General features: G+C 53.6%; 28 protein-coding genes and 1 other annotated feature. Of the genes, 17 read left to right on the forward strand and 11 right to left on the reverse strand.

Features of this window, described 5'->3' with window-relative positions; genetic code table 11:
- Window positions 1-335 precede the first annotated feature (335 nt).
- Both cysB and topA read right to left on the reverse strand, forming a co-directional pair.
- The gene (cysB, locus tag NWV12_RS12310) at window positions 336-1310 is read right to left on the reverse strand and encodes an HTH-type transcriptional regulator CysB (RefSeq protein WP_101744566.1); all 975 of its coding nucleotides are present in this window, start codon (window positions 1308-1310) and stop codon (window positions 336-338) included.
- A gap of 187 nt (window positions 1311-1497) precedes the next feature.
- A complete protein-coding gene (gene topA / locus NWV12_RS12315; RefSeq protein WP_048979146.1) occupies window positions 1498-4095 on the reverse strand; it encodes a type I DNA topoisomerase in 2598 nt (865 codons plus the stop codon).
- Window positions 4096-4494: 399 nt separating this feature from the next.
- Between topA and NWV12_RS12320 the strand changes: the two genes are divergently transcribed.
- Window positions 4495-4746, forward strand: coding sequence for a YciN family protein (locus NWV12_RS12320; RefSeq protein ID WP_023312072.1), 252 nt, complete (start codon window positions 4495-4497; stop codon window positions 4744-4746).
- A 34-nt stretch (window positions 4747-4780) separates the two neighbouring features.
- On the opposite strand, the gene sohB is transcribed toward NWV12_RS12320, so the two are convergent.
- Window positions 4781-5827 (reverse strand): protease SohB, encoded by a 1047-nt coding sequence (gene sohB / locus NWV12_RS12325; protein ID WP_048975113.1) that lies wholly within the window; start codon window positions 5825-5827, stop codon window positions 4781-4783.
- Window positions 5828-6078: 251 nt separating this feature from the next.
- Here sohB and NWV12_RS12330 point away from each other — a divergent pair, with 251 nt between their 5' ends.
- Together NWV12_RS12330 and cobO are read left to right on the forward strand one after the other, a co-directional pair.
- Window positions 6079-6840 carry a YciK family oxidoreductase gene (locus NWV12_RS12330; protein ID WP_048979145.1) on the forward strand — a complete coding sequence of 254 codons (762 nt, stop codon included), beginning with the start codon at window positions 6079-6081 and terminating at the stop codon, window positions 6838-6840.
- A complete protein-coding gene (gene cobO / locus NWV12_RS12335; protein WP_023312075.1) occupies window positions 6837-7427 on the forward strand; it encodes a cob(I)yrinic acid a,c-diamide adenosyltransferase in 591 nt (196 codons plus the stop codon). The genes NWV12_RS12330 and cobO overlap by 4 nt, the downstream gene beginning before the upstream one ends.
- 35 nt (window positions 7428-7462) lie before the next feature.
- Here the strand turns inward: cobO and rluB are convergent, their stop codons facing one another.
- From rluB to rnm, 3 genes are all read right to left on the reverse strand, one after another.
- Window positions 7463-8338, reverse strand: coding sequence for a 23S rRNA pseudouridine(2605) synthase RluB (rluB, locus tag NWV12_RS12340; protein ID WP_023312076.1), 876 nt, complete (start codon window positions 8336-8338; stop codon window positions 7463-7465).
- A 96-nt stretch (window positions 8339-8434) separates the two neighbouring features.
- The gene (locus tag NWV12_RS12345; protein WP_048979144.1) at window positions 8435-9055 is read right to left on the reverse strand and encodes an L-threonylcarbamoyladenylate synthase; all 621 of its coding nucleotides are present in this window, start codon (window positions 9053-9055) and stop codon (window positions 8435-8437) included.
- Window positions 9052-9933: an RNase AM gene (rnm, locus tag NWV12_RS12350; protein WP_032656720.1), complete on the reverse strand. Its 882-nt coding sequence runs from the start codon at window positions 9931-9933 to the stop codon at window positions 9052-9054. The genes NWV12_RS12345 and rnm overlap by 4 nt, the downstream gene beginning before the upstream one ends.
- A gap of 139 nt (window positions 9934-10072) precedes the next feature.
- On the opposite strand from rnm, the gene trpL reads away from it, so the two are divergent.
- The 9 genes from trpL to NWV12_RS12390 all read left to right on the forward strand — a co-directional run bounded on the left by trpL (window position 10073) and on the right by NWV12_RS12390 (window position 18830).
- Entirely contained in the window at window positions 10073-10117 is a 45-nt protein-coding gene (trpL, locus tag NWV12_RS22120; RefSeq protein ID WP_106993556.1) for a trp operon leader peptide, read from the forward strand.
- Window positions 10094-10187 (forward strand) — a sequence feature (Trp leader region). (Overlaps the previous gene by 24 nt.)
- A gap of 23 nt (window positions 10188-10210) precedes the next feature.
- Entirely contained in the window at window positions 10211-11773 is a 1563-nt protein-coding gene (locus tag NWV12_RS12355; RefSeq protein ID WP_048979143.1) for an anthranilate synthase component 1, read from the forward strand.
- On the forward strand, window positions 11773-13368 hold the full coding sequence (gene trpD / locus NWV12_RS12360) for a bifunctional anthranilate synthase glutamate amidotransferase component TrpG/anthranilate phosphoribosyltransferase TrpD (RefSeq protein ID WP_048979142.1): 1596 nt from the start codon (window positions 11773-11775) through the stop codon (window positions 13366-13368). The genes NWV12_RS12355 and trpD overlap by 1 nt, the downstream gene beginning before the upstream one ends.
- Window positions 13369-13371: 3 nt before the next feature.
- Window positions 13372-14730, forward strand: a complete 1359-nt coding sequence (gene trpCF / locus NWV12_RS12365) for a bifunctional indole-3-glycerol-phosphate synthase TrpC/phosphoribosylanthranilate isomerase TrpF (protein WP_048979141.1) — start codon at window positions 13372-13374, stop codon at window positions 14728-14730.
- A 10-nt stretch (window positions 14731-14740) separates the two neighbouring features.
- A complete protein-coding gene (gene trpB / locus NWV12_RS12370; protein WP_048979140.1) occupies window positions 14741-15934 on the forward strand; it encodes a tryptophan synthase subunit beta in 1194 nt (397 codons plus the stop codon).
- The gene (trpA, locus tag NWV12_RS12375; protein ID WP_029740534.1) at window positions 15934-16743 is read left to right on the forward strand and encodes a tryptophan synthase subunit alpha; all 810 of its coding nucleotides are present in this window, start codon (window positions 15934-15936) and stop codon (window positions 16741-16743) included. Before trpB ends, trpA begins: the two co-directional genes overlap by 1 nt.
- Before the next feature lie 180 nt (window positions 16744-16923).
- Window positions 16924-18135, forward strand: coding sequence for a selenium metabolism membrane protein YedE/FdhT (gene yedE, locus NWV12_RS12380; RefSeq protein ID WP_048979139.1), 1212 nt, complete (start codon window positions 16924-16926; stop codon window positions 18133-18135).
- Entirely contained in the window at window positions 18132-18365 is a 234-nt protein-coding gene (gene yedF / locus NWV12_RS12385) for a sulfurtransferase-like selenium metabolism protein YedF (RefSeq protein ID WP_003856774.1), read from the forward strand. Before yedE ends, yedF begins: the two co-directional genes overlap by 4 nt.
- A gap of 126 nt (window positions 18366-18491) precedes the next feature.
- The gene (locus tag NWV12_RS12390) at window positions 18492-18830 is read left to right on the forward strand and encodes a hypothetical protein (protein WP_033145750.1); all 339 of its coding nucleotides are present in this window, start codon (window positions 18492-18494) and stop codon (window positions 18828-18830) included.
- Window positions 18831-18876: 46 nt separating this feature from the next.
- On the opposite strand, the gene ompW is transcribed toward NWV12_RS12390, so the two are convergent.
- On the reverse strand, window positions 18877-19509 hold the full coding sequence (gene ompW / locus NWV12_RS12395) for an outer membrane protein OmpW (protein WP_023312086.1): 633 nt from the start codon (window positions 19507-19509) through the stop codon (window positions 18877-18879).
- Window positions 19510-19791: 282 nt separating this feature from the next.
- On the opposite strand from ompW, the gene NWV12_RS12400 reads away from it, so the two are divergent.
- The 4 genes from NWV12_RS12400 to yciA all read left to right on the forward strand — a co-directional run bounded on the left by NWV12_RS12400 (window position 19792) and on the right by yciA (window position 22061).
- Window positions 19792-20196 carry a YkgJ family cysteine cluster protein gene (locus tag NWV12_RS12400; protein WP_021240310.1) on the forward strand — a complete coding sequence of 135 codons (405 nt, stop codon included), beginning with the start codon at window positions 19792-19794 and terminating at the stop codon, window positions 20194-20196.
- A gap of 25 nt (window positions 20197-20221) precedes the next feature.
- A complete protein-coding gene (locus NWV12_RS12405; RefSeq protein ID WP_032656704.1) occupies window positions 20222-20965 on the forward strand; it encodes a YciC family protein in 744 nt (247 codons plus the stop codon).
- Window positions 20966-21021: 56 nt separating this feature from the next.
- A complete protein-coding gene (locus NWV12_RS12410; RefSeq protein ID WP_023312088.1) occupies window positions 21022-21561 on the forward strand; it encodes a septation protein A in 540 nt (179 codons plus the stop codon).
- A 104-nt stretch (window positions 21562-21665) separates the two neighbouring features.
- Window positions 21666-22061, forward strand: coding sequence for an acyl-CoA thioester hydrolase YciA (gene yciA / locus NWV12_RS12415; RefSeq protein WP_008502796.1), 396 nt, complete (start codon window positions 21666-21668; stop codon window positions 22059-22061).
- 39 nt (window positions 22062-22100) lie between these two features.
- Here the strand turns inward: yciA and tonB are convergent, their stop codons facing one another.
- A complete protein-coding gene (gene tonB / locus NWV12_RS12420) occupies window positions 22101-22823 on the reverse strand; it encodes a TonB system transport protein TonB (protein WP_048979137.1) in 723 nt (240 codons plus the stop codon).
- Window positions 22824-23043: 220 nt separating this feature from the next.
- Between tonB and NWV12_RS12425 the strand changes: the two genes are divergently transcribed.
- Window positions 23044-23340 (forward strand): YciI family protein, encoded by a 297-nt coding sequence (locus NWV12_RS12425; protein WP_023312090.1) that lies wholly within the window; start codon window positions 23044-23046, stop codon window positions 23338-23340.
- Window positions 23341-23381: 41 nt separating this feature from the next.
- Here NWV12_RS12425 and NWV12_RS12430 read toward each other — a convergent pair whose 3' ends face one another.
- The 3 genes from NWV12_RS12430 to NWV12_RS12440 all read right to left on the reverse strand — a co-directional run bounded on the left by NWV12_RS12430 (window position 23382) and on the right by NWV12_RS12440 (window position 26212).
- Complete coding sequence (locus NWV12_RS12430; RefSeq protein WP_048979136.1) at window positions 23382-24335, reverse strand: helix-turn-helix domain-containing GNAT family N-acetyltransferase; 954 nt, start codon at window positions 24333-24335, stop codon at window positions 23382-23384.
- A gap of 321 nt (window positions 24336-24656) precedes the next feature.
- Window positions 24657-25376: a hypothetical protein gene (locus NWV12_RS12435; protein WP_101744567.1), complete on the reverse strand. Its 720-nt coding sequence runs from the start codon at window positions 25374-25376 to the stop codon at window positions 24657-24659.
- The gene (locus tag NWV12_RS12440; RefSeq protein ID WP_032678185.1) at window positions 25373-26212 is read right to left on the reverse strand and encodes a hypothetical protein; all 840 of its coding nucleotides are present in this window, start codon (window positions 26210-26212) and stop codon (window positions 25373-25375) included. Before NWV12_RS12440 ends, NWV12_RS12435 begins: the two co-directional genes overlap by 4 nt.
- Window positions 26213-26532: the final 320 nt, after the last annotated feature.

Here is a 26532-nt window from a genome sequence, read left to right on the forward strand (position 1 = left end):
ATCGACATCGCTTATCATTTAGGACCAAACAATTGGTACAATTAATCATCTGTTGAGATAAATCCTAAAGAAACTTTAGCCGAAAAGCCAGTGAATTTACGCACCGGAAGGTATGAAATATTCAATCTTTTGACCAGAAATAAATAATTGAAAAGAAAAATTTGCGAAGGCGTAAATTATTTTCTACTTTTGTCGCCAATTCACGACATTATAACCATACGGATTAAATGGATAATGACATTATATGACAGGGGATACGCAGATGATGATAATTCTAATTTAGCTTTGAGGCGTTATTTCGGTATCTTTCCCTAAGGGAAAGATACCGGGTGTGATTATTTTTCGGGGAGTTTGATGTCTTTAAACATCTCTTCAATATCTTCATTTGAGCGTAATGCAACGGCGGTATCAACCACGTCACGCGTTAAATGAGGGGCAAAGCGCTGAATAAAATCATACATATAGCTGCGCAGGAAGGTGCTGCGACGGAAGCCAATCTTTGTGGTGCTATGACTGAAAACATCATGCGCATCAAGACGCACCAGGTCAGGGTCTGACTCCGGATCCACCGCCATGCTGGCAATAACGCCCACCCCCAGACCAAGCCGCACATAGGTTTTAATCACGTCGGCGTCCGTCGCGGTAAAGACAATGCGCGGCGTTAACCCTGCCCGGTTAAAGGCCGTATCAAGCTCGGACCGTCCGGTAAAGCCAAACGTATACGTTACCAGCGGATATTGCGCCAGCTCTTCGATAGTGACCGACCCTTTACCCGCCAGGGGGTGATCGGGGGTCACCACGATAGAACGGTTCCAGTGATAGCATGGAAGCATCACCAGATCGTCATACAGGTGAAGCGCTTCGGTGGCGATGGCAAAATCTGCATTCCCCTTGGAAACGGCTTCAGCAATTTGCGTTGGCGAGCCCTGGTGCATATGCAAAGAGACGCGAGGATAACGCTCGATAAAGCCTTTGATAACGCCGGGTAGCGCATAGCGCGCCTGGGTATGCGTCGTGGCAATATACAGCGAACCTTTATCCGGCCAGGTGTGTTCCCCCGCCACAGACTTAATCGCATCGACTTTAGAGAGGACTTCCCGCGCAATGCGGATGATTTCCTGCCCCGCAGGCGTCACCTGGGTGAGATGCTTACCGCTGCGGGCAAATATCTGGATACCTAACTCGTCCTCCAGCATACGAACTTGTTTGCTGATGCCCGGTTGCGAGGTATACAACCCCTCGGCGGTAGAAGAGACGTTAAGGTTATGATTCACCACCTCAACGATATAACGAAGCTGCTGTAATTTCATGCCAGACCATCCGATTTAGCGCATGCGGTCAATCGCTTAAGACGATTTAATAATAAGAAACAGGTTAACTATAACCACTATATCATTTATAGCCTGACTGTATAGTACGGAACAAAAAATAATAACAAGGCAATAAAAAAGGGCCGGAAATCCGGCCCTTTTACAGGTAAGTTACGGTAAGTGAAGATTATTTCTTGCCTTCAACCCATTTGCCATCGACAAAGAAGGCTGACCATCCGGTCGCTTTACCCTCTTTCTCGGCCGCAACATACTGCTGCTTAGTTTTACGGCTAAACCGTACCACGGTTTTGTTGCCTTCCGGATCCTGCTGTGGCGCATCGGCCAGATAACGCAGTTTCTCAGGCAGACGATCGCGGAAGCGATACAACTCTTCCACCAGCGGCGCGCGCGTTTCACGCGATTTCGGGAAGGTGTTGGCGGCCAGGAAGACACCTGCGGCACCATCACGCAGCACGAAGTACGCGTCGGATTTCTCGCACGGCAGTTCTGGCAGCGGAACCGGATCTTCCTTCGGAGGAGCCACTTCGCCGTTACGCAGAATTTTGCGCGTGTTTTTACACTCGTCGTTGGTACAGGCCATGTACTTACCGAAACGCCCCATTTTCAGGTGCATTTCAGAGCCGCACTTCTCGCATTCCACAATCGGGCCGTCATAGCCTTTAATGCGGAACTCGCCCTCTTCGATCTCATACCCGTCACACGTTGGGTTATTACCGCAGACGTGCAGCTTACGTTTTGGATCGATCAGGTAGCTGTCCATTGCCGTGCCGCATTTCTTGCAGCGGCGTTTGGCACGCAGAGCGTTAGTTTCCGCATCGTCACCCTCCAGCACGTTGAGAACTTCGTTCTCAGGCACCAGGTTGATGGTGGTTTTGCAGCGCTCTTTTGGTGACAGCGCATAGCCGGAGCAGCCAAGGAATACGCCCGTGGTTGCGGTGCGGATCCCCATCTTGCGGCCGCAGGTTGGACAGTCGATGCTGGTCAGCACCATCTGGTTAGGCAGCATGCCGCCCTCTTCAGGGTCTTTCTCCGCTTTTTCAAGCTGGTCGGTAAAGTCGCTGAAGAAGCTGTCGAGTACCTTTTTCCATTCCGCCTGATGGCTGGCAACCTGGTCGAGGCTGTCTTCCATTTGCGCGGTGAAATCGTAGTTCATCAACTCGCGGAAGTTTGCTTCCAGACGGTCAGTGACGATCTCACCCATTTTTTCCGCATAGAAACGTCGGTTTTCAACGCGTACGTAGCCACGGTCCTGGATCGTCGAGATGATGGACGCGTAGGTCGACGGACGACCAATACCGCGTTTTTCCAGCTCTTTCACCAGGGACGCTTCACTGAAGCGCGCAGGCGGCTTGGTGAAGTGCTGGGCTGGCACGAGGTCAACCAGCGAGAGCTCATCCCCTTTATTTACCGCCGGCAGCGTTCGGTCTTCATCACCTTTACGCAGCGCTGGCATCACCTTCGTCCAGCCGTCGAAACGCAGGATACGACCGCGCGCTTTGAGACGGAACTCACCCGCACCAACGGTCAGCGTGGTGGAGTCGTACTGCGCTGGCGTCATCTGGCACGCCACGAACTGGCGCCAGATCAGCTGATACAGCTTCTGCGCGTCGGCTTCCATATCTTTCAGCGATTCCGCTAACACCGAGACGTCAGAAGGACGAATCGCTTCGTGTGCTTCCTGAGAGTTCTCTTTGCTGGCGAACTGGTTAGCGCTTTCCGGCAGGTATTTCTTACCGAAATTGTCACTGATGTAGCCGCGCACCATGCTGACCGCGTCCTGACTCAGGTTGGTTGAGTCGGTACGCATGTAGGTGATGTAGCCCGCTTCATACAGGCGCTGCGCCATCATCATGGTCTTCTTCACGCCATAACCCAGACGCGTGCTTGCAGCCTGTTGCAGCGTGGAGGTAATAAACGGTGCCCCCGGCTTGCTGCTGGTCGGTTTGTCTTCACGTTCCAGCACCTGATAGCGTGCTTTTTCCAGCAGCGCTACGGCGGCCATGGTCTGGTCGCGGTTTTCTGGACGGAAAGGCTTGTCGTTGTGATGGCTCACCTGCAGCGGCAGAGCGTCACCGCCCGGCGTGGTCACATTGGCATCGACTTCCCAGAACTCTTCCGGCACGAAGGCTTTAATTTCGCGCTCACGCTCAACGACCAGACGTACGGCGACGGATTGCACACGCCCTGCGGACAGGCCACGGGCAATCTTCTTCCACAGCAGTGGAGAGACCATGTAGCCCACAACGCGGTCCATAAAGCGACGAGCCTGCTGTGCGTTTACGCGGTCAATATTCAGTTCGCCCGGCTTCTCAAACGCCTGACGAATCGCATTCTTCGTAATTTCGTTAAACACTACACGGCTGTAGCGTTTGTCATCACCACCGATCACTTCCCGCAGGTGCCACGCAATGGCTTCCCCTTCGCGGTCAAGGTCGGTTGCGAGATAGATGTGGTCTGCTTTTTCAGCAAGCTGCTTCAGCTCGTTAACGACTTTTTCTTTCCCGGGCAGCACTTCATATTGTGCATCCCAGTTATGCCATGGGTTAACACCCATGCGGTTGACAAGCGCGCTACGTTCATCCTTTTTAGGCTTTTTAGCCCCTTTGGTGGAGGTAGAGTCTGCGCTCTTTTTGCTGGCTGAGCCACTGGTCGGCAAATCGCGGATATGACCGACGCTGGACTTAACCACGTAGTCATTACCCAGATACTTATTGATCGTTTTGGCTTTTGCCGGGGACTCAACGATGACGAGAGCTTTACCCATATTCACCTTTACCTAATTTAATTCTTCCAGGAATACGCCGCACGTTGATTTCCCTTCCGCTGACGACGAGCCAATGATATTGCGACTGCGTCAGGAGATATCAACCCCTTTGACTTACCGGACGTTAATGAGAAGACGCCCAGGTGATTGAGTTTTCGGGTATTTTTCTCACATCTCGTGTAATTCGTGACGAATTCCCGGTTGAATGTCAAGCAATTCTGTTGCCAGAATGACGAAAGCGCACACTCTACCTGATAAAATTCGTTACGCAACTTTATTAGCATGCAAAAGCAGATCCCGCCAGCCGGGACCCTGCACCTTATCCCCTCACATTACAGGGAAAATTTGCCCCCAAAGCGCCCTCGGCGTAGACTATTGTCACTGTTTAAGGAGTGGATTATGCAGAATACGACCCAACCTATTGACCGAGCCTCTCTGCTTATCGAAGCAAACAAGCTTATCCGTGACCATGAAGATACGCTGGCGGGCATTGAAGCCACCGGCGTAGAGCAGCGTAATGGCGTGCTGATTTTCAGCGGCGAATACTTCCTTGACGAACAGGGTTTACCGACCCCGAAAAGCACCGCCGTTTTTAACATGTTCAAATACCTGGCGCATACGCTTTCAGAGAAATATCACCTGGTCGATTAATGCAAAACGCGAGGCATATGCCTCGCGTTTTTGTTTACAGCAGCGGTTTTTGTCCGCGCTGTAGCCAGCGCAGCAGCAGACGGTCCGCGCTTTCTGCCGCACTGTTGGTAAAGCGGTCAAGGAGTCGCTTACGCTGGGTAAAGCGCACGCCCACCAGTTCCCGGCCTTCCATCAGATTGAGCAGCAGATCGTCGCTGGTTCCGACTTCATCCACCAGCCCTTTCTCCTGCGCCTGGACGCCGTACCAGTGCTCGCCCGTCGCGACCTGTTCAATATCGAGCGTTGGGCGCATACGGTGTACGAAATCTTTAAAGAGATGATGCGTTTCGTTGAGATCTTCGCGGAATTTTTGACGCCCTTCTTCCGTGTTTTCCCCCAGCAGCGTCAGGGTACGTTTGTACTGACCCGCCGTGTGAAGTTCGATATCAATCTCTTTATTTTTCAGGAAGCGGTTAAAGTTCGGAATTTGCGCGACCACGCCGATCGAGCCAATAATGGAGAACGGCGCGGCAACAATTTTGTCCGCCACGCAGGCCATCATGTAGCCACCGCTCGCGGCCACTTTATCCACGGCAACGGTCAGCGGGATCTGTTTTTCACGCAGGCGCTGCAGCTGTGAGGCGGCCAGTCCGTAACCGTGAACGACCCCGCCCGGGCTTTCAAGACGCACGACAACCTGATCCTGCGGTGTCGCCACGGCCAGAACGGCAGTCACTTCTTCCCGCAGAGAAGACACTTCATGCGCATCCATACTGCCTTTAAAATCGAGCACATAGACGCGCGGCGTGGCCTTATCCTGCGGCGCATTGAGCTTTGCTTTTGCCTTTGCCGCTTTGGCTTCCTGTTTATGCTTTTTCTTCTGCGCTTTCTGCCAGAGTTTCTGTTGATGACTATCAAGCAGCGCCAGAGACATCTCTTCCTGCATCTCTTTATACTGCTCGCTCAGGCGGGTGATGCGTAACTCCCCACGCTGACGCTTGCGCTGCGTCAGGTTGGCAATCAGAACGGCAACCACCGCAATGGCAACCACCACCGTCGCGATTTTAGCCAAAAACAACCCATATTGAGAAAGTAATTCCACGCGTTCCACCTTGATTTAACCACGAATCTTTCACGGCAGTGTACAACAGCCCTGCCCATGCGTCTCGCTCGTGACATTACCTCTGCGAGCCGCCTTCAGGAATCCCCGGACTGGAGTTTAAATATTTGCAAATTGTTAATTTTACAGTAATGCGTCCTGTAGACTGATTGAATTATTAGGCTAATTCGGGCATAAAGCCGAAAAGTCATCATAAAGGCGCCATTGCGTCACCGGTCGCCTGAGGAGTCACCGTGCATTATCAACCGCAAAAAAATCTGCTGCACAACCGGATTATTCTTGTCACCGGTGCCAGCGACGGGATTGGCCGCGAGGCAGCCCTGACATACGCCGAATATGGCGCGCACGTCATTTTGATCGGGCGCAACGAAGAAAAACTGAAAAACGTCGCTCAGGAGATTGAGGCTGTGTGCGGCACGCCGGCCCCGTGGTATACGCTCGATTTACTGACCTGCACGCCCGCGGTGTGCCATGAATTAGCCCAGCGCATCAGCGCTCACTATCCGAGACTCGACGGCGTGCTGCATAACGCCGGTTTGCTAGGTGAAGTGCGTCCGATGGATGAACAGGATCCAGATATCTGGCAGCAGGTGATGCAGGTCAACGTCAACGGCACGTTTTACCTCACACAGGCATTGCTTCCTTTATTACTCAAATCCGAGTCCGGGTCACTGGTCTTTACCTCGTCCAGCGTTGGCCGTGAAGGACGCGCAAACTGGGGAGCCTATGCCGTTTCAAAATTCGCGACCGAAGGCATGATGCAGGTGCTGGCGGAGGAGTACCAGAACCGCCATCTGCGCGTAAACTGCATTAACCCGGGCGGTACGCGCACCAAAATGCGCGCCAGCGCGTTCCCGAGCGAAGATCCGCAGAAGCTGAAAACCCCGGCAGACATTATGCCGCTCTATCTTTGGCTGATGGGCGACGACAGCCGCCGCAAAACCGGGTTGACCTTTGACGCCCAGCCGGGACGTAAACCAGGAATTTCGCAATGAGTGAAGAACGTCATCAGCAGCGCCAGCAGCGTCTGAAAGAACAGGTCGATGCGCGCGTCGCGGCAGCCCAGGACGAACGTGGGATCGTCATCGTTTTTACCGGCAACGGAAAAGGGAAAACCACCGCCGCATTCGGCACGGCGACACGCGCCGTTGGACACGGTCAAAAAGTGGGCGTGATCCAGTTTATCAAAGGCGAATGGCCCAACGGTGAGCGGAATTTGCTTGAGCCTCACGGCGTTGAGTTTCAGGTGATGGCGACCGGGTTTACGTGGGATACCCAGAACCGGGAAACGGATACTGCAGCCTGTCTCGCCGTCTGGGAGCATGCAAAGAGAATGCTGGCCGATCCCTCGCTAAATATGGTTCTGCTGGATGAGATCACCTATATGGTCGCCTACGACTACCTGCCGCTGGAAGCCGTGCTGGATGCGCTGAAGAATCGTCCTGTACACCAGACGGTTATCGTCACGGGGCGCGGATGTCATCGGGATATTCTGGAGATGGCCGATACCGTCAGCGAGCTGCGTCCGGTCAAACATGCGTTTGATGCAGGCATCAAAGCGCAAATTGGAATTGATTACTAAAGAAAAAAGCCCGGTTCGTTGACCGGGCTTTTATATTAACCGTTGTTGTTACGGCTGCCGGAACGGCGGCTGCTGCTCACCTGGCTGTGTCGCTTCACCGCGCGACGGATCTGATTCGCCTTCATGCGACGACGATCTTTTTCCACCGCCACTTTTGAGGTGGTTTCCGGCGTCAGGCCGACCAGCTCGCGCAGGTAGTTGGTTTGGGTCAGATCCAGTTCGGTATACCCACCGCGCGGCAGACCTTTCGGCAGCAGAATGTCGCCGTAACGGACGCGGATCAGGCGGCTAACCTGCACGCCTACCGCTTCCCAGAGACGACGAACTTCGCGGTTACGGCCTTCGGTCAGGGTCACGTTGTACCACTGGTTAATGCCTTCCCCACCGGTAAACTTGATGGTTTTGAACGCCGCAGGACCGTCTTCCAGCTGAACGCCACGCGACAGATCGCGCAGTTTATTTTCGTCAACCTGGCCAAATACGCGCACCGCGTATTCACGTTCCACTTCACGGCTTGGGTGCATCAGACGGTTTGCCAGTTCACCATCGGTGGTAAACAGCAGCAGACCGCAGGTGTTCACGTCCAGACGGCCGACGGCAATCCAGCGAGCGCCACGCAGTTTAGGCAGACGGTCAAACACCGTCGGACGACCTTCCGGGTCGTTGCGGGTGCACAGCTCGCCTTCCGGCTTGTAGTAAGCCAGCACGCGGCAGATCTGTTCAGCGGACTCTTTAACGGAGATAAGATGACCGTCGATGCGGATCTTCAGCCCCGGTACGATTTCTACGCGGTCACCCAGCGTGGCGATTTTACCGTCCACACTCACGCGGCCCGCTTCAATAATGGCTTCGATTTCACGGCGTGAACCGTGGCCGGCACGCGCCAGCACTTTCTGTAACTTCTCGCTCATTGAGCTTCCTCAGGTGTCGCCTTCACAGGCGTCGAATCAGGTCAAAAGAGGGCTGAGCCCTGCTTTGATGGCCGCGTAGTATATCTGCTTATACCTTTACAAGAAAGGCTTTACGTCACCCACGCCTTCACGAATCACTTCCGGTGCTTCTTCGGTTAAGTCGACCACGGTGGTCGGCTGCTGGCCGAGATAGCCGCCGTGAATAATCAGCTCGACCACCTTCTCCAGACGATCTTTGATCTCTTCCGGGTCGGACTCGGTAAACTCGCTTCCGGGCAGCATCAGCGAGGTAGAAAGCATCGGTTCGCCGAGGGTTTCCAGCAGCGCCTGCGCAATCGGGTTCGACGGCACGCGCATGCCGATGGTTTTGCGTTTCTCCTGCAGCAGACGACGCGGTACTTCCTTCGTGCCCTTCAGGATGAAGGTGTAGTTGCCCGGCGTGTTGTTCTTAATCAGGCGAAACGCCACGTTATCAACATACGCATAGGTCGACAGCTCAGAGAGATCGCGGCACATCAGGGTAAAGTTATGGCCGTCCGGCAGCTGGCGAATACGGCAAATGCGTTCCATTGCCCCTTTATCTTCAATTTTACAGCCCAGCGCGTAGCCTGAATCGGTCGGGTAGACAATCACGCCGCCTTTGCGGACGATCTCCACGGCCTGGTTGATCAGACGTGGCTGCGGGTTATCCGGATGGATATAGAAAAACTGACTCATACTTCCCTCTCTTCAATTTGCTGCGGCTGTTCCCAGAGCTGCCAGACCGGCTCAACGCCAGCGGGCAACCAGAGCTTGCGCCCCAGTTCGATCCACGCGCAGGGCTGATGGAAATCAGAGCCCTGTGACCCAAGCAGGCCGAACTGGCGGGCATAGGTCGCGAGCTGCGCGCGCTCGTTGGGCGCCTGCTGACACTGGGCGACTTCCATCGCCTCGCCACCGCATTCGGCAAAGTGTGCCAGCAGCCTTTTCAGCCATTTAGCAGAAAGATTATACCGCCCAGGATGGGCCAGCACGGCCTTACCGCCAGAATGATGAATCACATCAATAGCTTGTTTTATTGTACACCACTGTGGCGGAACGTATCCGGTTTTACCGCGCGCCAGATACTTTTTAAAGACGTCCGCCATGGTCGTCGCTTTGCCCGCGTCGACCAGAAAACGGGCGAAATGACCGCGGGTGACCGCCCCGCCGTTCGCCATCTTTTGCGCGCCTTCCAGCGCGCCCGGAATATGCGCCTTTTCCAGACGCTCGCCGATCATCTCTGCGCGCTGGTTGCGGCGCGTTTTTTGTTCTTGCAAAAATGCCGTAAGTGCCGGATGGTCTATATCGATATTCAGGCCAACAATATGAATCTCATGGTTTTCCCAGACGGTCGAGATCTCGACGCCGGACACCAGATTCAGCGCCAGCCCGCTGCGGGCGATCTCGGCGCGCGCCGCCGGAATGGCATCTGTCGTATCGTGATCGGTTATCGCCAGCGTGCCGACACGCATTTCAACGGCGCGATGAACCAGGGCTTCGGGTGTCAGCAGGCCATCAGAGGCCTGAGTATGGCTGTGTAAATCATAAATAATGGCGTAGGTGGTATCGCTCAAAGCACTTCCCATAACAGGTTGGAGACATCCGAAAACACCATGATACCGACTTAACGCGAAATTCTGAAATCAAGGGTTGACAACTCGCCATTGAACTAGTTAACTAGTACGCAAGTTCACACGAGAAAGGTATCTGAAAATGACAGCACATTTCACTCTGCACGGCTGGTGGCGCACTTCCTGATCTTCGGGCAGTGTCACGCGTCTGCGAAATGCAAACAGATACCCGCCCGCTACCCAGCGGGCTTTTTTTTGAACAAAATATGAGAACAACAACATGCAAACAGCCAAACCTCATCTCGAACTGCTGACCTGCGAGGCGGCCTATCGCCACAACCCGACCGCGCTGTTTCATCAGGTGTGCGGGGCACGTCCGGCAACGCTGCTGCTGGAATCGGCGGATATCGACAGCAAGGACGATCTCAAAAGCCTGCTGCTGGTCGATAGCGCGCTGCGCATTACCGCTTTAGGTGACACCGTCACCATCAAGGCATTATCAGACAATGGCGCATCGCTGCTGCCGCTGCTGGATGCCGCCCTGCCTTCAGGCATTGAAAACGAACATCATCCAGAAATGCGCATTCTGCATTTCCCGCCGGTGAGCCAGCTGCTGGACGAAGACGCGCGCCTCTGCTCCCTGTCCGTTTTCGATGCCTTCCGCCTGCTGCAGAATCTGGTCACCGTGCCGGAAGACGAGCGTGAAGCGATGTTCTTCGGCGGGCTGTTTGCTTACGACCTGGTTGCCGGTTTTGAAGATTTGCCGGAAACCGAGCAGGGTAATCGCTGCCCGGACTATTGCTTCTATCTGGCTGAAACTTTGCTGGTGATCGACCACCAGAAGCAATACACCCGCATCCAGGCAAGCCTGTTTACGCCGTCTGCCGCTGAGAAAAACCGTCTCGAACACCGCATCGCTCAGCTGCAGCAGCAGATGACGGAAGCACCGCCCGCGCTGCCGGTGCAGCGCGTGGAGAAAATGACCTGCGACGTTAACCAGACTGACGATCAGTACGGCGCCGTGGTTCGCCAGATGCAAAAAGCGATTCGCGCCGGGGAAATTTTCCAGGTCGTGCCGTCCCGTCGCTTCTCGCTGCCCTGCCCGTCGCCGCTCGCAGCCTACGACGTGCTGAAAAAGAGTAACCCAAGCCCGTACATGTTCTTCATGCAGGACAACGAATTCACGCTGTTCGGCGCCTCGCCGGAAAGCTCGCTGAAATACGACGCCACCAGCCGTCAGATTGAGATCTACCCGATTGCCGGTACCCGTCCGCGCGGACGTCGCGCCGATGGCTCCCTGGACCGCGATCTGGACAGCCGCATCGAACTGGAGATGCGTACCGACCACAAAGAACTCTCCGAGCACCTGATGCTGGTTGACCTGGCGCGTAACGATCTGGCACGCATTTGCACCCCAGGCAGCCGCTACGTGGCGGACCTGACCAAAGTCGACCGCTATTCGTTCGTGATGCACCTGGTCTCCCGCGTGGTCGGCGAGCTGCGCCATGACCTCGACGTGCTGCACGCCTACCGCGCCTGTATGAACATGGGCACTCTGAGCGGCGCGCCGAAAGTACGCGCCATGCAGCTGATTGCCGCCGCCGAAGGACGCCGTCGCGGCAGCTACGGCGGCGCGGTGGGTTACTTCACCGCCCACGGCGATCTCGATACCTGCATCGTAATCCGCTCCGCCTACGTTGAAGACGGTATTGCCACCGTTCAGGCGGGTGCCGGGATTGTTCTTGATTCTGTTCCGCAGTCTGAAGCTGACGAAACGCGCAGTAAAGCCCGTGCGGTCCTTCGCGCCATTGCTACCGCACACCATGCACAGGAGATTTTCTGATGGCTGACATTCTGCTGCTCGATAATATCGATTCTTTTACCTATAACCTGGCAGATCAGCTTCGTGCGAATGGCCACAACGTCGTTATCTACCGCAACCACGTTCCGGCGCAGACCCTGATTGACCGTCTGGCCACCATGCAAAACCCGGTGCTGATGCTCTCCCCGGGGCCAGGCGCGCCGAGCGAAGCGGGCTGTATGCCGGAGCTGCTGACCCGTATGCGCGGCAAACTGCCGATCGTCGGCATCTGCCTCGGCCATCAGGCGATTGTTGAAGCCTACGGCGGCTACGTTGGCCAGGCGGGTGAGATCCTGCACGGTAAAGCGTCCAGCATTGAACATGACGGCCAGGCGATGTTTGCCGGGCTGCCGAACCCGCTCCCGGTCGCGCGCTATCACTCGCTGGTTGGCAGCAATATTCCCGCCGGGCTGACGATCAACGCCTCGTTTGAAGGCATGGTGATGGCGGTGCGCCACGATGCGGACCGCGTCTGCGGCCTGCAGTTCCACCCGGAATCGATCCTGACCTCCCACGGCGCCCGCCTGCTGGAGCAGACGCTGGACTGGGCGTTACAGAAGCTGGAGCAGACCAATACCCTGCAGCCGATTCTGGAAAAACTGTATCAGGCGCAGACCCTGAGCCAGCAGGAGAGCCATCAGCTCTTCTCCGCCGTGGTTCGCGGCGAGCTGAAGCCTGAGCAGCTTGCAGCCGCGCTGGTGAGCATGAAGGTGCGCGGCGAAAGCCCGCAGGAGATTGCCGGTGCCGCCACGGCACTGCTGGAAAATGCCGCCCCGTTCCCGCGCCCGGACTATCCGTTTGCGGATATCGTCGGTACCGGCGGTGACGGCAGTAACAGCATCAATATCTCCACCGCCAGCGCCTTCGTGGCGGCGGCGTGTGGTTTGAAGGTCGCGAAGCACGGTAACCGCAGCGTTTCCAGCCGGTCAGGTTCTTCCGATCTGCTCGCCGCATTCGGTATTAACCTCGATATGAACGCCGAGCGTTCCCGTGAAGCGCTGGATGACCTGGGCGTCTGCTTCCTGTTTGCGCCGAAGTACCACACCGGTTTCCGCCACGCGATGCCGGTTCGTCAGCAGCTCAAAACCCGCACGCTGTTTAACGTGCTCGGCCCGCTGATCAACCCGGCTCATCCGCCGCTGGCGCTGATTGGCGTTTACAGCCCTGAGCTGGTTCTGCCGATTGCCGAGACGCTGCGCGTGCTGGGTTATCAGCGTGCCGCCGTGGTGCACAGCGGCGGTATGGATGAGGTTTCTCTTCATGCGCCAACGCTGGTGGCCGAACTGCGCGACGGCGAAATCCTGAGCTATCAGCTGGACGCTGCCGACTTCGGCCTCGCGCCATACCATCAGGAAGCGCTGGCAGGCGGTACGCCGGAAGAAAACCGTGACATTCTCACGCGCTTATTACAAGGTAAAGGAGAGGTTGCCCATGAGGCCGCCGTTGCTGCCAACGTCGCCATGCTGATGCGTTTGCACGGTGAGGAAGACCTGAAGGCCAACGTTCAAAAAGTTCTGGATGTACTGCGCTCCGGTGCAGCTTACGATCGCGTTACCGCACTTGCGGCAAGAGGGTAAAGAATGCAGACCGTTTTAGCGAAAATCGTTGCCGATAAGGCCATCTGGGTGGAAGCCCGCAAGCAACAGCAGCCGCTTGCCAGTTTCCAGAATGACGTCGTCCCGAGCAGCCGTCGTTTCTATGACGCCCTGCGGGGTACGCGCACCGCGTTTATTCTTGAGTGCAAAAAAGCGTCCCCGTCCAAAGGCGTTATTCGTGACGATTTCGACCCGGCGCGTATTGCCGGCATTTATAAGCATCATGCTTCAGCCATCTCCGTGCTGACGGATGAGAAATATTTTCAGGGCAGCTTCGATTTTCTGCCGATCGTCAGCGGCATCGCGCCGCAGCCGATCCTGTGCAAAGACTTTATTATCGACCCGTATCAGATCTGGCTGGCGCGTTTTTACCAGGCCGACGCCTGCCTGCTGATGCTCTCAGTGCTCGACGACGAGCAGTATCGCCAGCTTTCCGCCGTGGCGCACAGCCTGAACATGGGCGTACTGACCGAAGTGAGCAACGAAGAGGAGCTGGAGCGCGCGATTGCGCTGGAAGCCAAAGTGGTCGGCATTAACAACCGCGATCTGCGTGACCTGTCCATTGACCTTAACCGTACCCGCCAGCTGGCGCCGCGTCTGGGGTCTGGCGTTACGGTGATCAGCGAATCCGGCATTAACAGCTACGCCCAGGTGCGCGAGCTGAGCCACTTCGCCAACGGATTCCTGATTGGCTCCGCCATGATGGAACATGACGATCTCAATGCGGCGGTACGTCGCGTGCTGCTGGGTGAAAACAAAGTCTGCGGCTTAACCCGCGAACAGGATGCCCAGGCCGCGTATGAAGCCGGGGCGATTTATGGCGGGCTGATCTTTGTGGATTCATCTCCTCGCGCGGTCAGTGAAGAGCAGGCGCGTAAGGTCATCGCAGCGGCTCCGCTCAGCTACGTGGGCGTTTTCCGCAATGCAGATATTGCAGACGTTGCGGCAAAAGCCGACGCGTTATCCCTCAGCGCGGTGCAGCTCCACGGCGATGAAGACCAGAGCTACATCGATGCCCTGCGCGCCGCGCTGGCACCACAGGTGCAAATCTGGAAAGCGCAAAGCGTAGGCGATACTTTGCCCTCGCGTAACCTGAACCACGTGGATAAATACGTCCTCGATAACGGCCAGGGCGGTACCGGCCAGCGTTTTGACTGGTCGCTGCTGAACGGCGAGAAACTGGACAACGTCCTGCTGGCGGGCGGATTAAGCCCGGATAACTGCGTAGAAGCCGCTAAAACCGGCTGCGCAGGCCTCGATTTCAATTCAGGCGTAGAGTCCCAACCGGGTATCAAAGATGCCAGCAAGCTGGCCTCGGTTTTTAAAACTCTGCGTGCATATTAAGGAAGAGAAGATGACGACATTACTTAACCCGTATTTTGGTGAGTTCGGCGGGATGTACGTCCCGCAAATCCTGATGCCCGCGCTGCGCCAGCTGGAAGAAGCGTTTGTCAGCGCGCAGAAAGATCCGGCGTTTCAGGCTGAATTTACCGACCTGCTGAAAAATTACGCCGGTCGTCCGACCGCGCTGACCAAATGCCGCAACCTGACGGAAGGCACCAAAACCACGCTGTATCTGAAGCGTGAAGACCTGCTGCACGGCGGCGCGCATAAAACTAACCAGGTGCTGGGCCAGGCGCTGCTCGCGAAGCGTATGGGCAAAACCGAAATCATCGCCGAAACCGGTGCGGGCCAGCACGGCGTGGCCTCTGCGCTTGCCAGCGCCCTGCTCGGCCTGAAATGCCGCATCTATATGGGAGCGAAAGACGTTGAGCGTCAGTCTCCGAACGTCTTCCGTATGCGTCTGATGGGAGCGGAAGTGATCCCGGTGCACAGCGGCTCCGCGACGCTGAAGGATGCCTGTAACGAAGCGCTTCGCGACTGGTCTGGCAGCTATGAAACCGCGCACTATATGCTCGGTACCGCGGCGGGCCCGCACCCGTTCCCGACTATCGTGCGCGAATTCCAGCGCATGATCGGTGAAGAGACCAAAGCGCAGATCCTCGATAAAGAGGGTCGCCTGCCGGATGCGGTGATCGCCTGCGTTGGCGGCGGATCTAACGCCATCGGCATGTTCGCAGACTTTATCGACGACACCAGCGTCGGCCTGATTGGCGTCGAGCCTGCCGGGCACGGCATTGAATCGGGTGAACACGGCGCGCCGCTGAAGCATGGCCGCGTGGGGATCTACTTCGGGATGAAATCCCCGATGATGCAAACCGATGAGGGCCAGATTGAAGAGTCTTACTCTATTTCTGCCGGCCTCGACTTCCCGTCCGTCGGGCCGCAGCATGCGTATCTGAACAGCACCGGCCGCGCGGACTATGTCTCCATTACCGATGACGAAGCGCTGGAAGCCTTTAAAACGCTGTGCCGCAGCGAAGGGATCATCCCGGCGCTGGAGTCTTCGCACGCGCTGGCGCACGCGCTGAAAATGATGAAAGAAAACCCGGAAAAAGAGCAGCTGCTGGTGGTGAACCTTTCCGGACGCGGTGACAAAGATATCTTCACCGTTCACGATATTCTGAAAGCACGAGGGGAAATCTGATGGAACGCTACGATAACGTATTTGCAGAGCTGAAATCCCGCCAGGAAGGCGCGTTCGTTCCCTTCGTCACCCTGGGCGATCCGGGCCCGGAACAGTCGCTGAAGATTATCGACACCCTGATTGAAGCCGGTGCTGACGCGCTGGAGCTGGGTATTCCGTTCTCCGATCCGCTGGCGGATGGCCCGACAATCCAGAACGCGACGCTGCGCGCATTCGCCTCCGGTGTGACGCCGACCCAGTGCTTCGAGATGCTGGCGGCGATTCGCCAGAAGCACCCGACCATTCCGATCGGCCTGCTGATGTACGCCAACCTGGTGTTCAACCGCGGTATCGATGAGTTTTACGCCGAGTGCGCACGCGTGGGCGTCGACTCCGTTCTGGTGGCAGACGTACCGGTCGAGGAATCTGCGCCATTCCGTCAGGCGGCCATGCGCCATAACGTCGCCCCGATTTTCATCTGCCCGCCGAACGCCGATGACGCCCTGCTGCGCCAGATTGCCTCTTACGGACGCGGGTATACCTACCTGCTCTCCCGCGCTGGCGTGACCGGTGCCGAGAATAAAGCGGCGTTGCCTCTGCATCATCTGGTGGAGAAGCTGGCCGAGTATCATGCCGCGCCTCCGCTGCAGGGATTCGGGATTTCCTCCCCGGATCAGGTCACCGCAGCGATTGACGCGAAGGCGGCAGGTGCCATCTCCGGCTCCGCGATTGTGAAGATCATCGAGAAGAACGTGGACAAGCCAGAGCAGATGCTGGCCGAGCTGAAAGCGTTTGTGACCGCAATGAAAGCGGCGACGCGTAAAGCATAACCTCTCTACCGTCTGGCTTCCTGCCAGACGGTTCCCCTTCCTTCCCCACCTTCTACAACGGATTACCTCAAAATTGATCCCGTCGATATTTTCGGCGTGAATGGCTTTCCATTCTGGCGTGCAAGCGTATGATCTGGACTCTTTTTTATCTTTAATCCTTCTGAGTTCAGAGGCTTATTCATGTCATGGCAATCCTTTAAACAGGCTTACCTGGTTAAGTTCTGGTCACCTGTTCCGGCCGTTATCGCGGCAGGCATTCTCTCTACCTACTATTTCGGCATCACCGGCACCTTCTGGGCCGTGACCGGCGAGTTCACCCGCTGGGGTGGTCAATTGCTACAGCTCGCTGGCGTGCATACCGAAGAGTGGGGTTACTTTAAACTCATCCATCTGGATGGCACACCGCTAACCCGCATCGACGGGATGATGATCGTCGGCATGTTCGGTGGCTGTTTCGCGGCGGCGCTGTGGGCAAACAACGTTAAGTTGCGGATGCCCAAAAGCCGTATTCGCATAATGCAGGCGGTAGTCGGCGGTATCATTGCCGGGTTTGGCGCCCGTCTGGCGATGGGCTGTAACCTGGCCGCTTTCTTTACGGGTATTCCTCAGTTTTCGCTTCACGCCTGGTTCTTTGCTGTCGCCACGGCCATCGGCTCTTACTTCGGTGCCAAATTTACCCTGCTGCCGCTGTTCCGCATTCCGGTGAAAATGACAAAAGTCAGCGCAGCGTCTCCGTTAACCCAGAAGCCGGACCAGGCGCGTCGCCGTTTCCGCCTCGGTATGCTGGTCTTTTTGGCTATGGTCGCCTGGGCGCTTTGCACTGCGATGAATCAGCCCAAACTCGGCCTGGCGATGCTGTTCGGCGTGGGTTTTGGTCTGCTCATTGAACGCGCGCAGATCTGCTTTACCTCCGCGTTTCGCGATATGTGGATCACCGGCCGCACGATGATGGCAAAGGCGATTATCGCCGGGATGGCGGTCAGCGCCATCGGTATCTTCAGCTATGTTCAGCTGGGCGTTGAACCGAAAATCATGTGGGCTGGCCCTAACGCGGTGATTGGCGGCCTGCTGTTTGGCTTCGGGATTGTGCTGGCTGGCGGGTGTGAAACCGGCTGGATGTACCGCGCCGTTGAAGGTCAGGTGCATTACTGGTGGGTGGGCCTGGGAAATGTTATCGGCTCGACGATCCTGGCGTACTTCTGGGACGATCTGTCCCCGGCGCTTGCCACGAGCTGGGACAAGGTCAATCTGCTGAGCACCTTCGGCCCTCTCGGCGGCCTGCTGGTCACCTACGCCCTGCTGCTGGTCGCTTTTTTACTGGTTGTCGCGCAGGAGAAACGCTTCTTCCGTCGCGCGAGTGTTAAAACAGAAACCCAGGAGAATGCTGCATGAAAGAGATCGTGCCCGATTACCGTCTGGATATGGTTGGTGAACCCTGCCCTTATCCGGCTGTTGCCACGCTTGAAGCCCTACCGCAGCTCAAAAAAGGGGAAATTCTGGAAGTGGTCAGCGACTGTCCGCAGTCCATCAACAACATTCCGCTGGATGCGAAAAACCACGGCTACACGGTGCTGGATATCCAGCAGGATGGCCCGACCATTCGGTATTTGATTCAGAAGTGATCGCTAAGGGCCTCGTAAGGGGCCTTTATCCTATTGAATTATAGGACATCTTGATCCACGGCAAAAACGCAATTTTTGACTTAAGTAAAATCTCATTTCCCTTTTGAAGGAGGTTTTCGCGGTTTGATGTATTTACGAGCTTTACTGGTTTTCGCCTTATTGATTCCCTTCCATGCGCTGTCCCTGAATTTCTCTTCTACCTTCCTGCGCCTTAATTGTCCGCAAAGAGGACTTGTCGAGATCATTCTGCACGTATATGACCATACCCAGGAACGATGGCAAGGTCATTTTGAAACCGGTGCGGGACATAAACGTGCGGGAGATACCGAAATTATCCCGTTTGCCAACGGCGATATTCTTTTCCATTCCCTGTCCAGCGACGCTTTCAGCTATTTATACGATGGGGAAAAGATCCTTAGGCACTGCGTAAAGCTTGATGAGCGGCCGGTTTATCCGTCGTTTTGAAGTGAGCAAAGCAAACTGGCCACCCTGTGGCCAGTTTGACGGGCGATCAGAAACGATAACCCGCAGAGAACATAAACACCCACGGATCCAGGCGAGTATTGATACTTTGCTGCTGACCGCCCGCCTTGAAGCGTACGTCCGTATCAATATCCATGTACCAGACCGAGGCGTTAATCAGCCAGTCGCGGTTAATCAGATAGTCCAGACCGACCTGTCCCGCCATACCCCATGAATCTTTCAGGCTGAGGTCAGTCAGACCGGCCTCTTTACCGGTATCGTTAAACTTCTCGTCAAAGAAGGTGGTGTAGTTCACACCGGCGCCAATATAAGGACGCACCTTGCTGCTGGCATCGCCAAAGTACCATTGCGCCATCAGCGTTGGCGGTAAATGGTGAACCGTAGCGATATCACCGGTTGCGCCCAGGCCCACGCGATGACGGAACGGCGTTGCAGCCAGAAGCTCAACACCAACGTTTTCCGTCGCCATATAGGTGAACGTTAACCCTAACTGGGTGTTATTACTGACGTTAAAACCGCCCATACCCAGCACGTTATCCGATCCTTCAGTCGGGCGAACCGTAGCCGAACCGGCACGAATAAAGAATTCGCCTGCTTCATGCGCATACGCGCCGCCAGAGAGACTGCTTAATACAAGGGCTGCCACCGCTAATTTTTTCATATCCGCTCCATCGTTGTGGTTTTAATCGCGGATGAGAATATACTCACAAATGAGTAATAAGTGATCTGCTACAGATCACATTAAAACCAGTAACTTAACATTCATTGATCTGGATTAATTTTTTGTTACACATCCAAAAGCGATAAGTTGTTTCCATGTCAATTTTTGGCATTTCACGGTTACAAAATTTTCCCTTTTCCCCCTCTTGCTCTTCCTCTGACGGCTGGATAATTTATCGCTCTAACAAGTTGATTTGATGCGTTCTTCTTTTGCAGGTGTGCCATGAGTGATATCAACCCGTGCATGACGTGCGGAGCCTGTTGTGCGTATTTTCGAGTCTCTTTCTACTGGGCCGAAGCCAGCGATGGCGGCGGTACCGTTCCGGTTCATCTTACTGAGCCGTTAACGCCCTTTCTGCGCTGCATGAGCGGCACAAACCAAAAGCAGGCCCGCTGCGTCGCGCTACAGGGTGAGCCAGGGGTCTCTACCCGATGTTCCATTTATGAGGATCGGCCCAGCCCGTGCCGGGAATTTGCCATGTCGGGGGAAGATGGGCAGGTCAACGAAGCCTGTAATCGCGCCCGGGCGCGCGTTGGATTACCGCCGCTTTACAAAGATATGCTTTTCCATACAAGCCTTGATGCTGCCACAGCAGGTGCATCCGGTGTACAATTGCCGGCTAATTAACACCTGCAATACTCAAGGAGAGTGCATGTCTATCACGGCGAAGTCTGTCTACCGTGACACGGGAAACTTTTTCCGCAATCAGTTCATAACCTTTTTACTGATCGCGTTGCTATGTGCCTTTATCACGGTGGTGCTGGGCCATGCCTTCTCACCGAGTGAAGAACAGATTGCCAGCCTGAGCCAGGGTGACCACCTTGCCGGAAGCGTGGGGCTGTTTGAACTGGTGCAAAACATGACGCCGGAGCAGCAGCAAATTCTGCTGCGGGCGTCTGCCGCATCCACGTTCTCAGGCCTGATTGGTAATGCGGTTCTGGCGGGCGGCGTTTTGCTGATGATTCAGCTGGTATCGGCGGGTCACCGGGTCAGCGCCTTACGGGCGATTGGTGCGAGTGCGCCAGTCTTACCTAAGCTGTTTATTCTGATCTTTTTAACCACCATGCTGGTGCAAATGGGGATTATGCTGGTCGTGGTGCCGGGCGTATTACTGGCTATCGTGCTCTCATTTGCGCCTGTGATGGTGGTGCAGGATAAAATGGGGATTTTTACCGCGATGCGCAGCAGCATCAGACTGGCATGGGCTAATATGCGTCTGGTGGCTCCCGCCGTGATCGGCTGGCTGCTCGCCAAAACGCTCCTGCTGTTGTTTGCACCGAATTTTGCGGTATTAACGCCGAACGTTGGCGCGGTAGTGGCGAATACGCTGAGCAATCTGATTTCAGCGGTACTGCTGGTCTATCTGTTCCGCCTGTATATGTTAATTCGTCAGTAATCCTGAGGCGGGTGGCATCGCTGCCTCCCGCCCCGCTCAGAAGATGGAATCACAGAATGAAGCAGTTTCTTGATTTTTTACCGCTCGTGGTCTTTTTTGCTTTTTATAAGCTGTACGATATTTATGCCGCGACTACTGCGCTGATCGTTGCGACCGCTGTTGTACTCATCTACAGCTGGGTGCGCTATCGCAAAGTCGAAAAGATGGCGCTGATAACGTTCGTCCTGGTCGCCGTATTCGGCGGGCTTACGCTGTTCTTCCACAATGATGAATTTATTAAGTGGAAAGTGACCGTTATTTACGCGCTGTTTGCGGGCGCATTGTTAATTAGCCAGTGGGTCATGAAAAAGCCGCTGATCCAGCGCATGCTGGGCAAAGAGCTGACGCTGCCTCAGGAAGTCTGGTCCCGTCTGAATATCGCCTGGGCGGTCTTCTTTATTCTCTGTGGTCTCGCCAACATCTATATCGCCTTCTGGCTGCCGCAGAATATCTGGGTCAACTTTAAGGTCTTCGGCCTGACCGCGCTGACGCTTATCTTCACGCTGTTAAGCGGCGTATACATCTATCGCCACATGCCTCAGGACGACAAGCACTGATTAATGACTGACCAGAACGTCTATGACAGGCGTTCTGGTCTATTCTCTCCGCTGTGAAATCATAGTAGCATCCCGCCTGAAGTCTTCCGTTACGAGTTAAAACAATGACAACAACTAACGCCCCGCAGGGCGAACTGGTTTTACGCACACTGGCAATGCCCGCTGACACAAATGCCAATGGCGATATTTTTGGCGGCTGGCTGATGTCGCAGATGGATATGGGCGGCGCAATTCTGGCAAAAGAGATTGCCCACGGGCGCGTGGTGACTGTGCGAGTGGACGGCATGACCTTCCTGCGCCCGGTTGCGGTGGGAGATGTGGTTTGCTGCTACGCGCGCTGCGTCAAACGCGGCAACACCTCTATTTCAATCAACATCGAAGTATGGGTTAAGAAAGTCTCTTCTGAACCCATTGGACAGCGTTATAAGGCCACTGAAGCGCTGTTTATTTATGTTGCAGTGGATAGCGAGGGAAAACCTCGTCAACTTCCGCAGGCCTGATTGACAGGCAAAAAAAAAGCCTCCATCAGGAGGCTTTTTTTATTCCATCTGCGCCCCGCCGTTCAGGCGGAAAACAATATTCACAATCAGTCCGCTGCCCGGTTTTCCGGCTTCATAGCGCCATCTGCGCATCGCCGATTTCACTTCGCGCTCAAACATATTGGAAGGCTGAGCGGACAAGATTTCCACGTTATCCACGCGGCCATCGGCAGTGACGTCAAATTTAACCCGTACGCGGCCTTCAATACGTAAGGCCTGCGCCCGCGCCGGATACTGAGGCTGGTTGCGACTCAGCGCGCGCGGGCCCGCAGGGGCACTGACTGTCGGCTTAGGCGCGGTTGCGGTGTTATTCATCACCGGACGCGAAGGCGCCGCATTCTCGACCGTCTGGGTCGCACGCGGTTCAACCGGACGTTCCTCGCGTTTCGGACGCTCCTCGACCTTCTTCACCGGTTTTGGCTTCGGCTTAGGTTTTGGCTTCGGTTCAGGCTTGTGGATCACCACCGGCGCTTCCTTCGGTGGCGGCGGAACAGGCTCGGGCTCTGGCTCAGGTTCAGCCACCGGCTGCGGTGGCTGAGGTGCAGCCTGCGGCGGTTCGAGATCCGCTGGCGATACCATCGTCACCGAAATCGGCTGCGCGGGCGCGGGCATTTCAATAACCTGATGAACCGAGGTATACAGCAAACCCGCCACAACAGCACCGTGAATCACGACAGAAAGCAGCGTCGGCCAGGGGAAGCGGCGAGGTAAATCAAGGGTCATCGAAGTCATAATCATCAACGTTAAAAAACCGAACACTGATTTTAAATGCAAATAGCAATCATATTCAATAAGACACTTTGTTCTGGCGCAACTTTAGCGCATGAGAGGCCAAAAAAGGCGCATTCAGATCAGGGTATTAACATTGTTTTTATTTTACATTGCAGTCGTTTGCCCTTTCACATAACGTAACTGACACTTTTACCGGTTAAGGAGCTTCGCCGTGTTTTACGTGATTTACTCTGAAGATGTTGCTGATTCGCTCGAAAAACGCCAGTCTGTGCGCCCTGCGCATCTGGCACGTTTGCAGCTGCTCCAGGATGAAGGCCGTTTACTGACCGCCGGCCCAATGCCTGCAGTAGACAGCAACGATCCTGGCGCCGCCGGTTTTGCCGGTTCCACAGTGATTGCTGAGTTTGAATCTCAGGAAAGCGCTCAGGCATGGGCTGACGCAGATCCGTATGTTGCCGCAGGTGTATATGCGAAAGTAACGGTTCGACCGTATAAGAAAGTGTTCTGATACCAAAGCGGCTCCGAAAGGAGCCTTTTTTATAGTAGAGGTTACGCGTCTCTGCGCCGGGTAAACTGCTGCTCCGTTATAAGGGTTCCCCACTGATCGCCCTCCCACTCCTTGACGAGCGTAAATCCAAACGATTCGTATAAACGCCGTGCGGCGGTCAGCTTATTGAATGTCCAGAGATGCACAGCAGAGAAACCAGCGCTGTCGCAAAAGCGCATCGCATCGGTCAGCAGTTTTTTCCCCACCCCGTGTCCCCGGCAGCCATCGTCGAGAATAAACCAGCGAAGATGCGCTTCACCCGGCGCTAAATCCTCGCCGTCTATCGCCACTGACCCCACTATCCTGCCGTTCATCACCGCCAGCCAGATCTGGTTGCATGGCTTATCCAGGCGGTCACTAAATTCCGCAACTCCCGTAGCCACTTTAGCCTCAAAAAAGCGGCCAAAATGGTGCTCGCGCGCGTAATAAACCCCGTGCATCTCCGCGACACGACCAATCATGCCGGAAATATACCCCTTAACTATCGTGAGTTCGTCGGGGCGCTTGTCGCTGCCCGTCTCACGGCACGCCAGCAGCGCGTTGGCATAAAGGGAGAGTCCTTCAGAGATGGTCTGCTGCTGGACAGGAGCAAGACTCTTTATTGCTGAGACCACGCGCTCGTTGCTAAAGGTATTAATTTTACTGACCGTCTCATGACCTTTCGCGGTCAGCCTGAGGCTCTTCGCTCTCGCATCTTCAGGTGAAGTCACTTCCTCGAGTTCGCCCGCGGCAATCAGGCGAGCCAGCATCCGGCTGACGCTGGATTTATCCAGGCCCAGCAGCTGCACCAGCTGACTCGCCGTCATCTCTTTGCGTAGGGCTATTTCGACCAGGGTATGGACGGCCGACGGTGAGTAATTCGTTGAGGCCAGGGTCGAGGCCATAAAACCTAACTCTCGCACCATAAGGCGCGAGGAACGTCGAATAACACTGACTACCGGGGTTTCGCTGTGCATGTTGTGCCCTCATCATTTAGTTGCACTATACAACTAAATAGTGAGGGGTTGTCAAACATAATAAAAAAGGCTCCCTCAGGAGCTTTTTCAAACGCTTCAACATAATGAAATAAAAGGATTTATTTCAGGAAATGTCCACATATTGACCACATCAAAACTTGAGCCCCTAAATTTAGGGGCTTTTATTTTGGAATTATTTAAGCGGCTACCAAATTGCTTAGTCACGCTTATACTCAATAAAATTAACAATATAATATAGTAAATATTGTATAAATGACTTGTCATTTGGAGGAACATGCATGAGCATAACAAGCTTTAACTTTACATAGATTTATACTTAATGATTGCTTCGATATATTTTTCGAATCCCAACCTCTTAACCTCATCAATAAACCTTTTGTTTCCGACAATAAATTTAGAAGCTTGTATAGTATCATAATAATAAGAACTTAAAATTACAAACCTCAATATATCATAATCTGTGGAGTTTATTAACCATAGATTATACTCTAAAATGGACTCATCACTAATATCGCCCCTTGCATATTCAGTTTCTAACATCTTCAAAAGAAGATAAAACTGCCTTACCACGGGGAATATATTCTCCTTGAAACCATTAGTATTCATAAATTCGGTTTGGTTATTTGAAAATATTGCATCCTCCATGACTTTTAGGATTTTTTTTCCGTCTATTTTCTCTTCACCATTCAGGTTAATCGTTAATTTATCAAAATTATTCTTAACCTGTCCAATCATGCCGTAGAATCGATCTTCAAATCTTTTAATTCTTTCTCTTTGCTCCAAAAGTGAATTGTGTTTTTCCTGATAAATTGAAGTTTTTATTAAAATACAAATAGTGATGAAACTAAGGATGGGATTCAGCACTCCACCAAAGAAATCCCCAAACTGCCCCCATTGCTCACCACTTGGTGAAAGACTTCTACTTAAATGAACAAAGAACCATCCTACATATGACGAAATCAACAGCAGTATACTACCTGCAGTAACAAAGATTATGTACAGCCAAAACCCCCGTTTCATGAAGGTTCAACCTCATACACCACATATTTCACTATTTCATTTGACTTATTTCTTTTAGGTTTTACCGATAGTGTTATGTTTACCCGTTCTTCATCAGCGACTGCTGTGTTTGCTGACAGGTTTCGAGAAATCTTCTGCTTATCAGCACCTTTTACTTTACTATACGCACCAGCAAAGCCGAATGGAATTGTCGAATTGTCCCCATTAACTAATAATCTTCCATTACCCGTAAAAATATTAAATCGTGATATTACAGCTTCAATTTCTGTTATATCAGCATCCTCGGTCAATTCAAAAGCATTTCCATACGTTGTTTTATTGACTTCGAATAAAACAAATTTCTTCGCATCGGTCAATCGATACAACTTTACTGAATAGTCTTTCCTTATTGAAAGCGTATGCATATCTTCTACCCAAGAAGATATTCTTGTAATTATTTTGCTTTCGATAGGCTCAAGTTTTTTTATATGCTTATCCGCTTTTTTTGAAAGTTCAGGTTGTTTTGCGTAAAGCACCTCATTTACATAATATGTAATCAACTCTGCTAATACAGAATTACTCATTCTCTTGAGCTTCAATTCTTTGACAGGGTCATTAATTTTCAAGCGAAATTTTTGTACATACGAACCTAAAAAACCCTCTAACAACTCGGTACGTATATCGTCTGCAATACTACTTTTAGATTTAAATTCCTCAGGTTCTGATAATGCCCCCTCAGAAACAGCACTAATAGTCGAAGAAAAACCTTTCATGGTGTCGAGGGCGTAGTTCATATCGACCAAACTCTTACCAGACTCAACTCGTAACAAAAAATCTATCTCATTTGGTAGCGTCATGTGATTTATCCTTAAAAATTTCCTTAAGAATAATCCTTAAATGCAAATAAATGAAACACAAAGTTACAAAATCACGTCAAACACGAAAAAAAACCTTATAATCAATGACATTCAATGCAGCCGCCTACTTAATTTTAAGGTTTTCCATAGCCGCGAGCAAAGTATCTCTTACGCGGGCTTATTTTTTTTTGAATTAACGCACTGAAATAAAAGGATTTATTTCTGGTCACGGCCACACATTGACCACATCGTGAAAAAGCCCTGCCATGTGCGGGGCTTTACTTTTTTAGTATTTGAATGACACAATTAATTTCAAGCAT

It is taken from the genome of Enterobacter sp. Crenshaw, from assembly GCF_024734705.1.
GTDB lineage: Bacteria > Pseudomonadota > Gammaproteobacteria > Enterobacterales > Enterobacteriaceae > Enterobacter > Enterobacter asburiae_B.

Coding starts and splice junctions, on each gene's coding strand:
- yciA (WP_008502796.1), top strand. CDS start 21,666: ATGACAACAACTAACGCCCCGCAGGGCGAACTGGTTTTACGCACACTG.
- NWV12_RS12410 (WP_023312088.1), top strand. CDS start 21,022: ATGAAGCAGTTTCTTGATTTTTTACCGCTCGTGGTCTTTTTTGCTTTT.
- trpD (WP_048979142.1), top strand. CDS start 11,773: ATGGCTGACATTCTGCTGCTCGATAATATCGATTCTTTTACCTATAAC.
- trpB (WP_048979140.1), top strand. CDS start 14,741: ATGACGACATTACTTAACCCGTATTTTGGTGAGTTCGGCGGGATGTAC.
- NWV12_RS12430 (WP_048979136.1), bottom strand. CDS start 24,335: ATGCACAGCGAAACCCCGGTAGTCAGTGTTATTCGACGTTCCTCGCGC.
- NWV12_RS12405 (WP_032656704.1), top strand. CDS start 20,222: ATGTCTATCACGGCGAAGTCTGTCTACCGTGACACGGGAAACTTTTTC.
- cobO (WP_023312075.1), top strand. CDS start 6,837: ATGAGTGAAGAACGTCATCAGCAGCGCCAGCAGCGTCTGAAAGAACAG.
- trpA (WP_029740534.1), top strand. CDS start 15,934: ATGGAACGCTACGATAACGTATTTGCAGAGCTGAAATCCCGCCAGGAA.
- tonB (WP_048979137.1), bottom strand. CDS start 22,823: ATGACCCTTGATTTACCTCGCCGCTTCCCCTGGCCGACGCTGCTTTCT.
- yedF (WP_003856774.1), top strand. CDS start 18,132: ATGAAAGAGATCGTGCCCGATTACCGTCTGGATATGGTTGGTGAACCC.
- ompW (WP_023312086.1), bottom strand. CDS start 19,509: ATGAAAAAATTAGCGGTGGCAGCCCTTGTATTAAGCAGTCTCTCTGGC.
- yedE (WP_048979139.1), top strand. CDS start 16,924: ATGTCATGGCAATCCTTTAAACAGGCTTACCTGGTTAAGTTCTGGTCA.
- rluB (WP_023312076.1), bottom strand. CDS start 8,338: ATGAGCGAGAAGTTACAGAAAGTGCTGGCGCGTGCCGGCCACGGTTCA.
- NWV12_RS12345 (WP_048979144.1), bottom strand. CDS start 9,055: ATGAGTCAGTTTTTCTATATCCATCCGGATAACCCGCAGCCACGTCTG.
- cysB (WP_101744566.1), bottom strand. CDS start 1,310: ATGAAATTACAGCAGCTTCGTTATATCGTTGAGGTGGTGAATCATAAC.
- NWV12_RS12400 (WP_021240310.1), top strand. CDS start 19,792: ATGAGTGATATCAACCCGTGCATGACGTGCGGAGCCTGTTGTGCGTAT.
- trpCF (WP_048979141.1), top strand. CDS start 13,372: ATGCAGACCGTTTTAGCGAAAATCGTTGCCGATAAGGCCATCTGGGTG.
- NWV12_RS12320 (WP_023312072.1), top strand. CDS start 4,495: ATGCAGAATACGACCCAACCTATTGACCGAGCCTCTCTGCTTATCGAA.
- NWV12_RS12435 (WP_101744567.1), bottom strand. CDS start 25,376: ATGAAACGGGGGTTTTGGCTGTACATAATCTTTGTTACTGCAGGTAGT.
- NWV12_RS12390 (WP_033145750.1), top strand. CDS start 18,492: ATGTATTTACGAGCTTTACTGGTTTTCGCCTTATTGATTCCCTTCCAT.
- NWV12_RS12355 (WP_048979143.1), top strand. CDS start 10,211: ATGCAAACAGCCAAACCTCATCTCGAACTGCTGACCTGCGAGGCGGCC.
- NWV12_RS12440 (WP_032678185.1), bottom strand. CDS start 26,212: ATGACGCTACCAAATGAGATAGATTTTTTGTTACGAGTTGAGTCTGGT.
- topA (WP_048979146.1), bottom strand. CDS start 4,095: ATGGGTAAAGCTCTCGTCATCGTTGAGTCCCCGGCAAAAGCCAAAACG.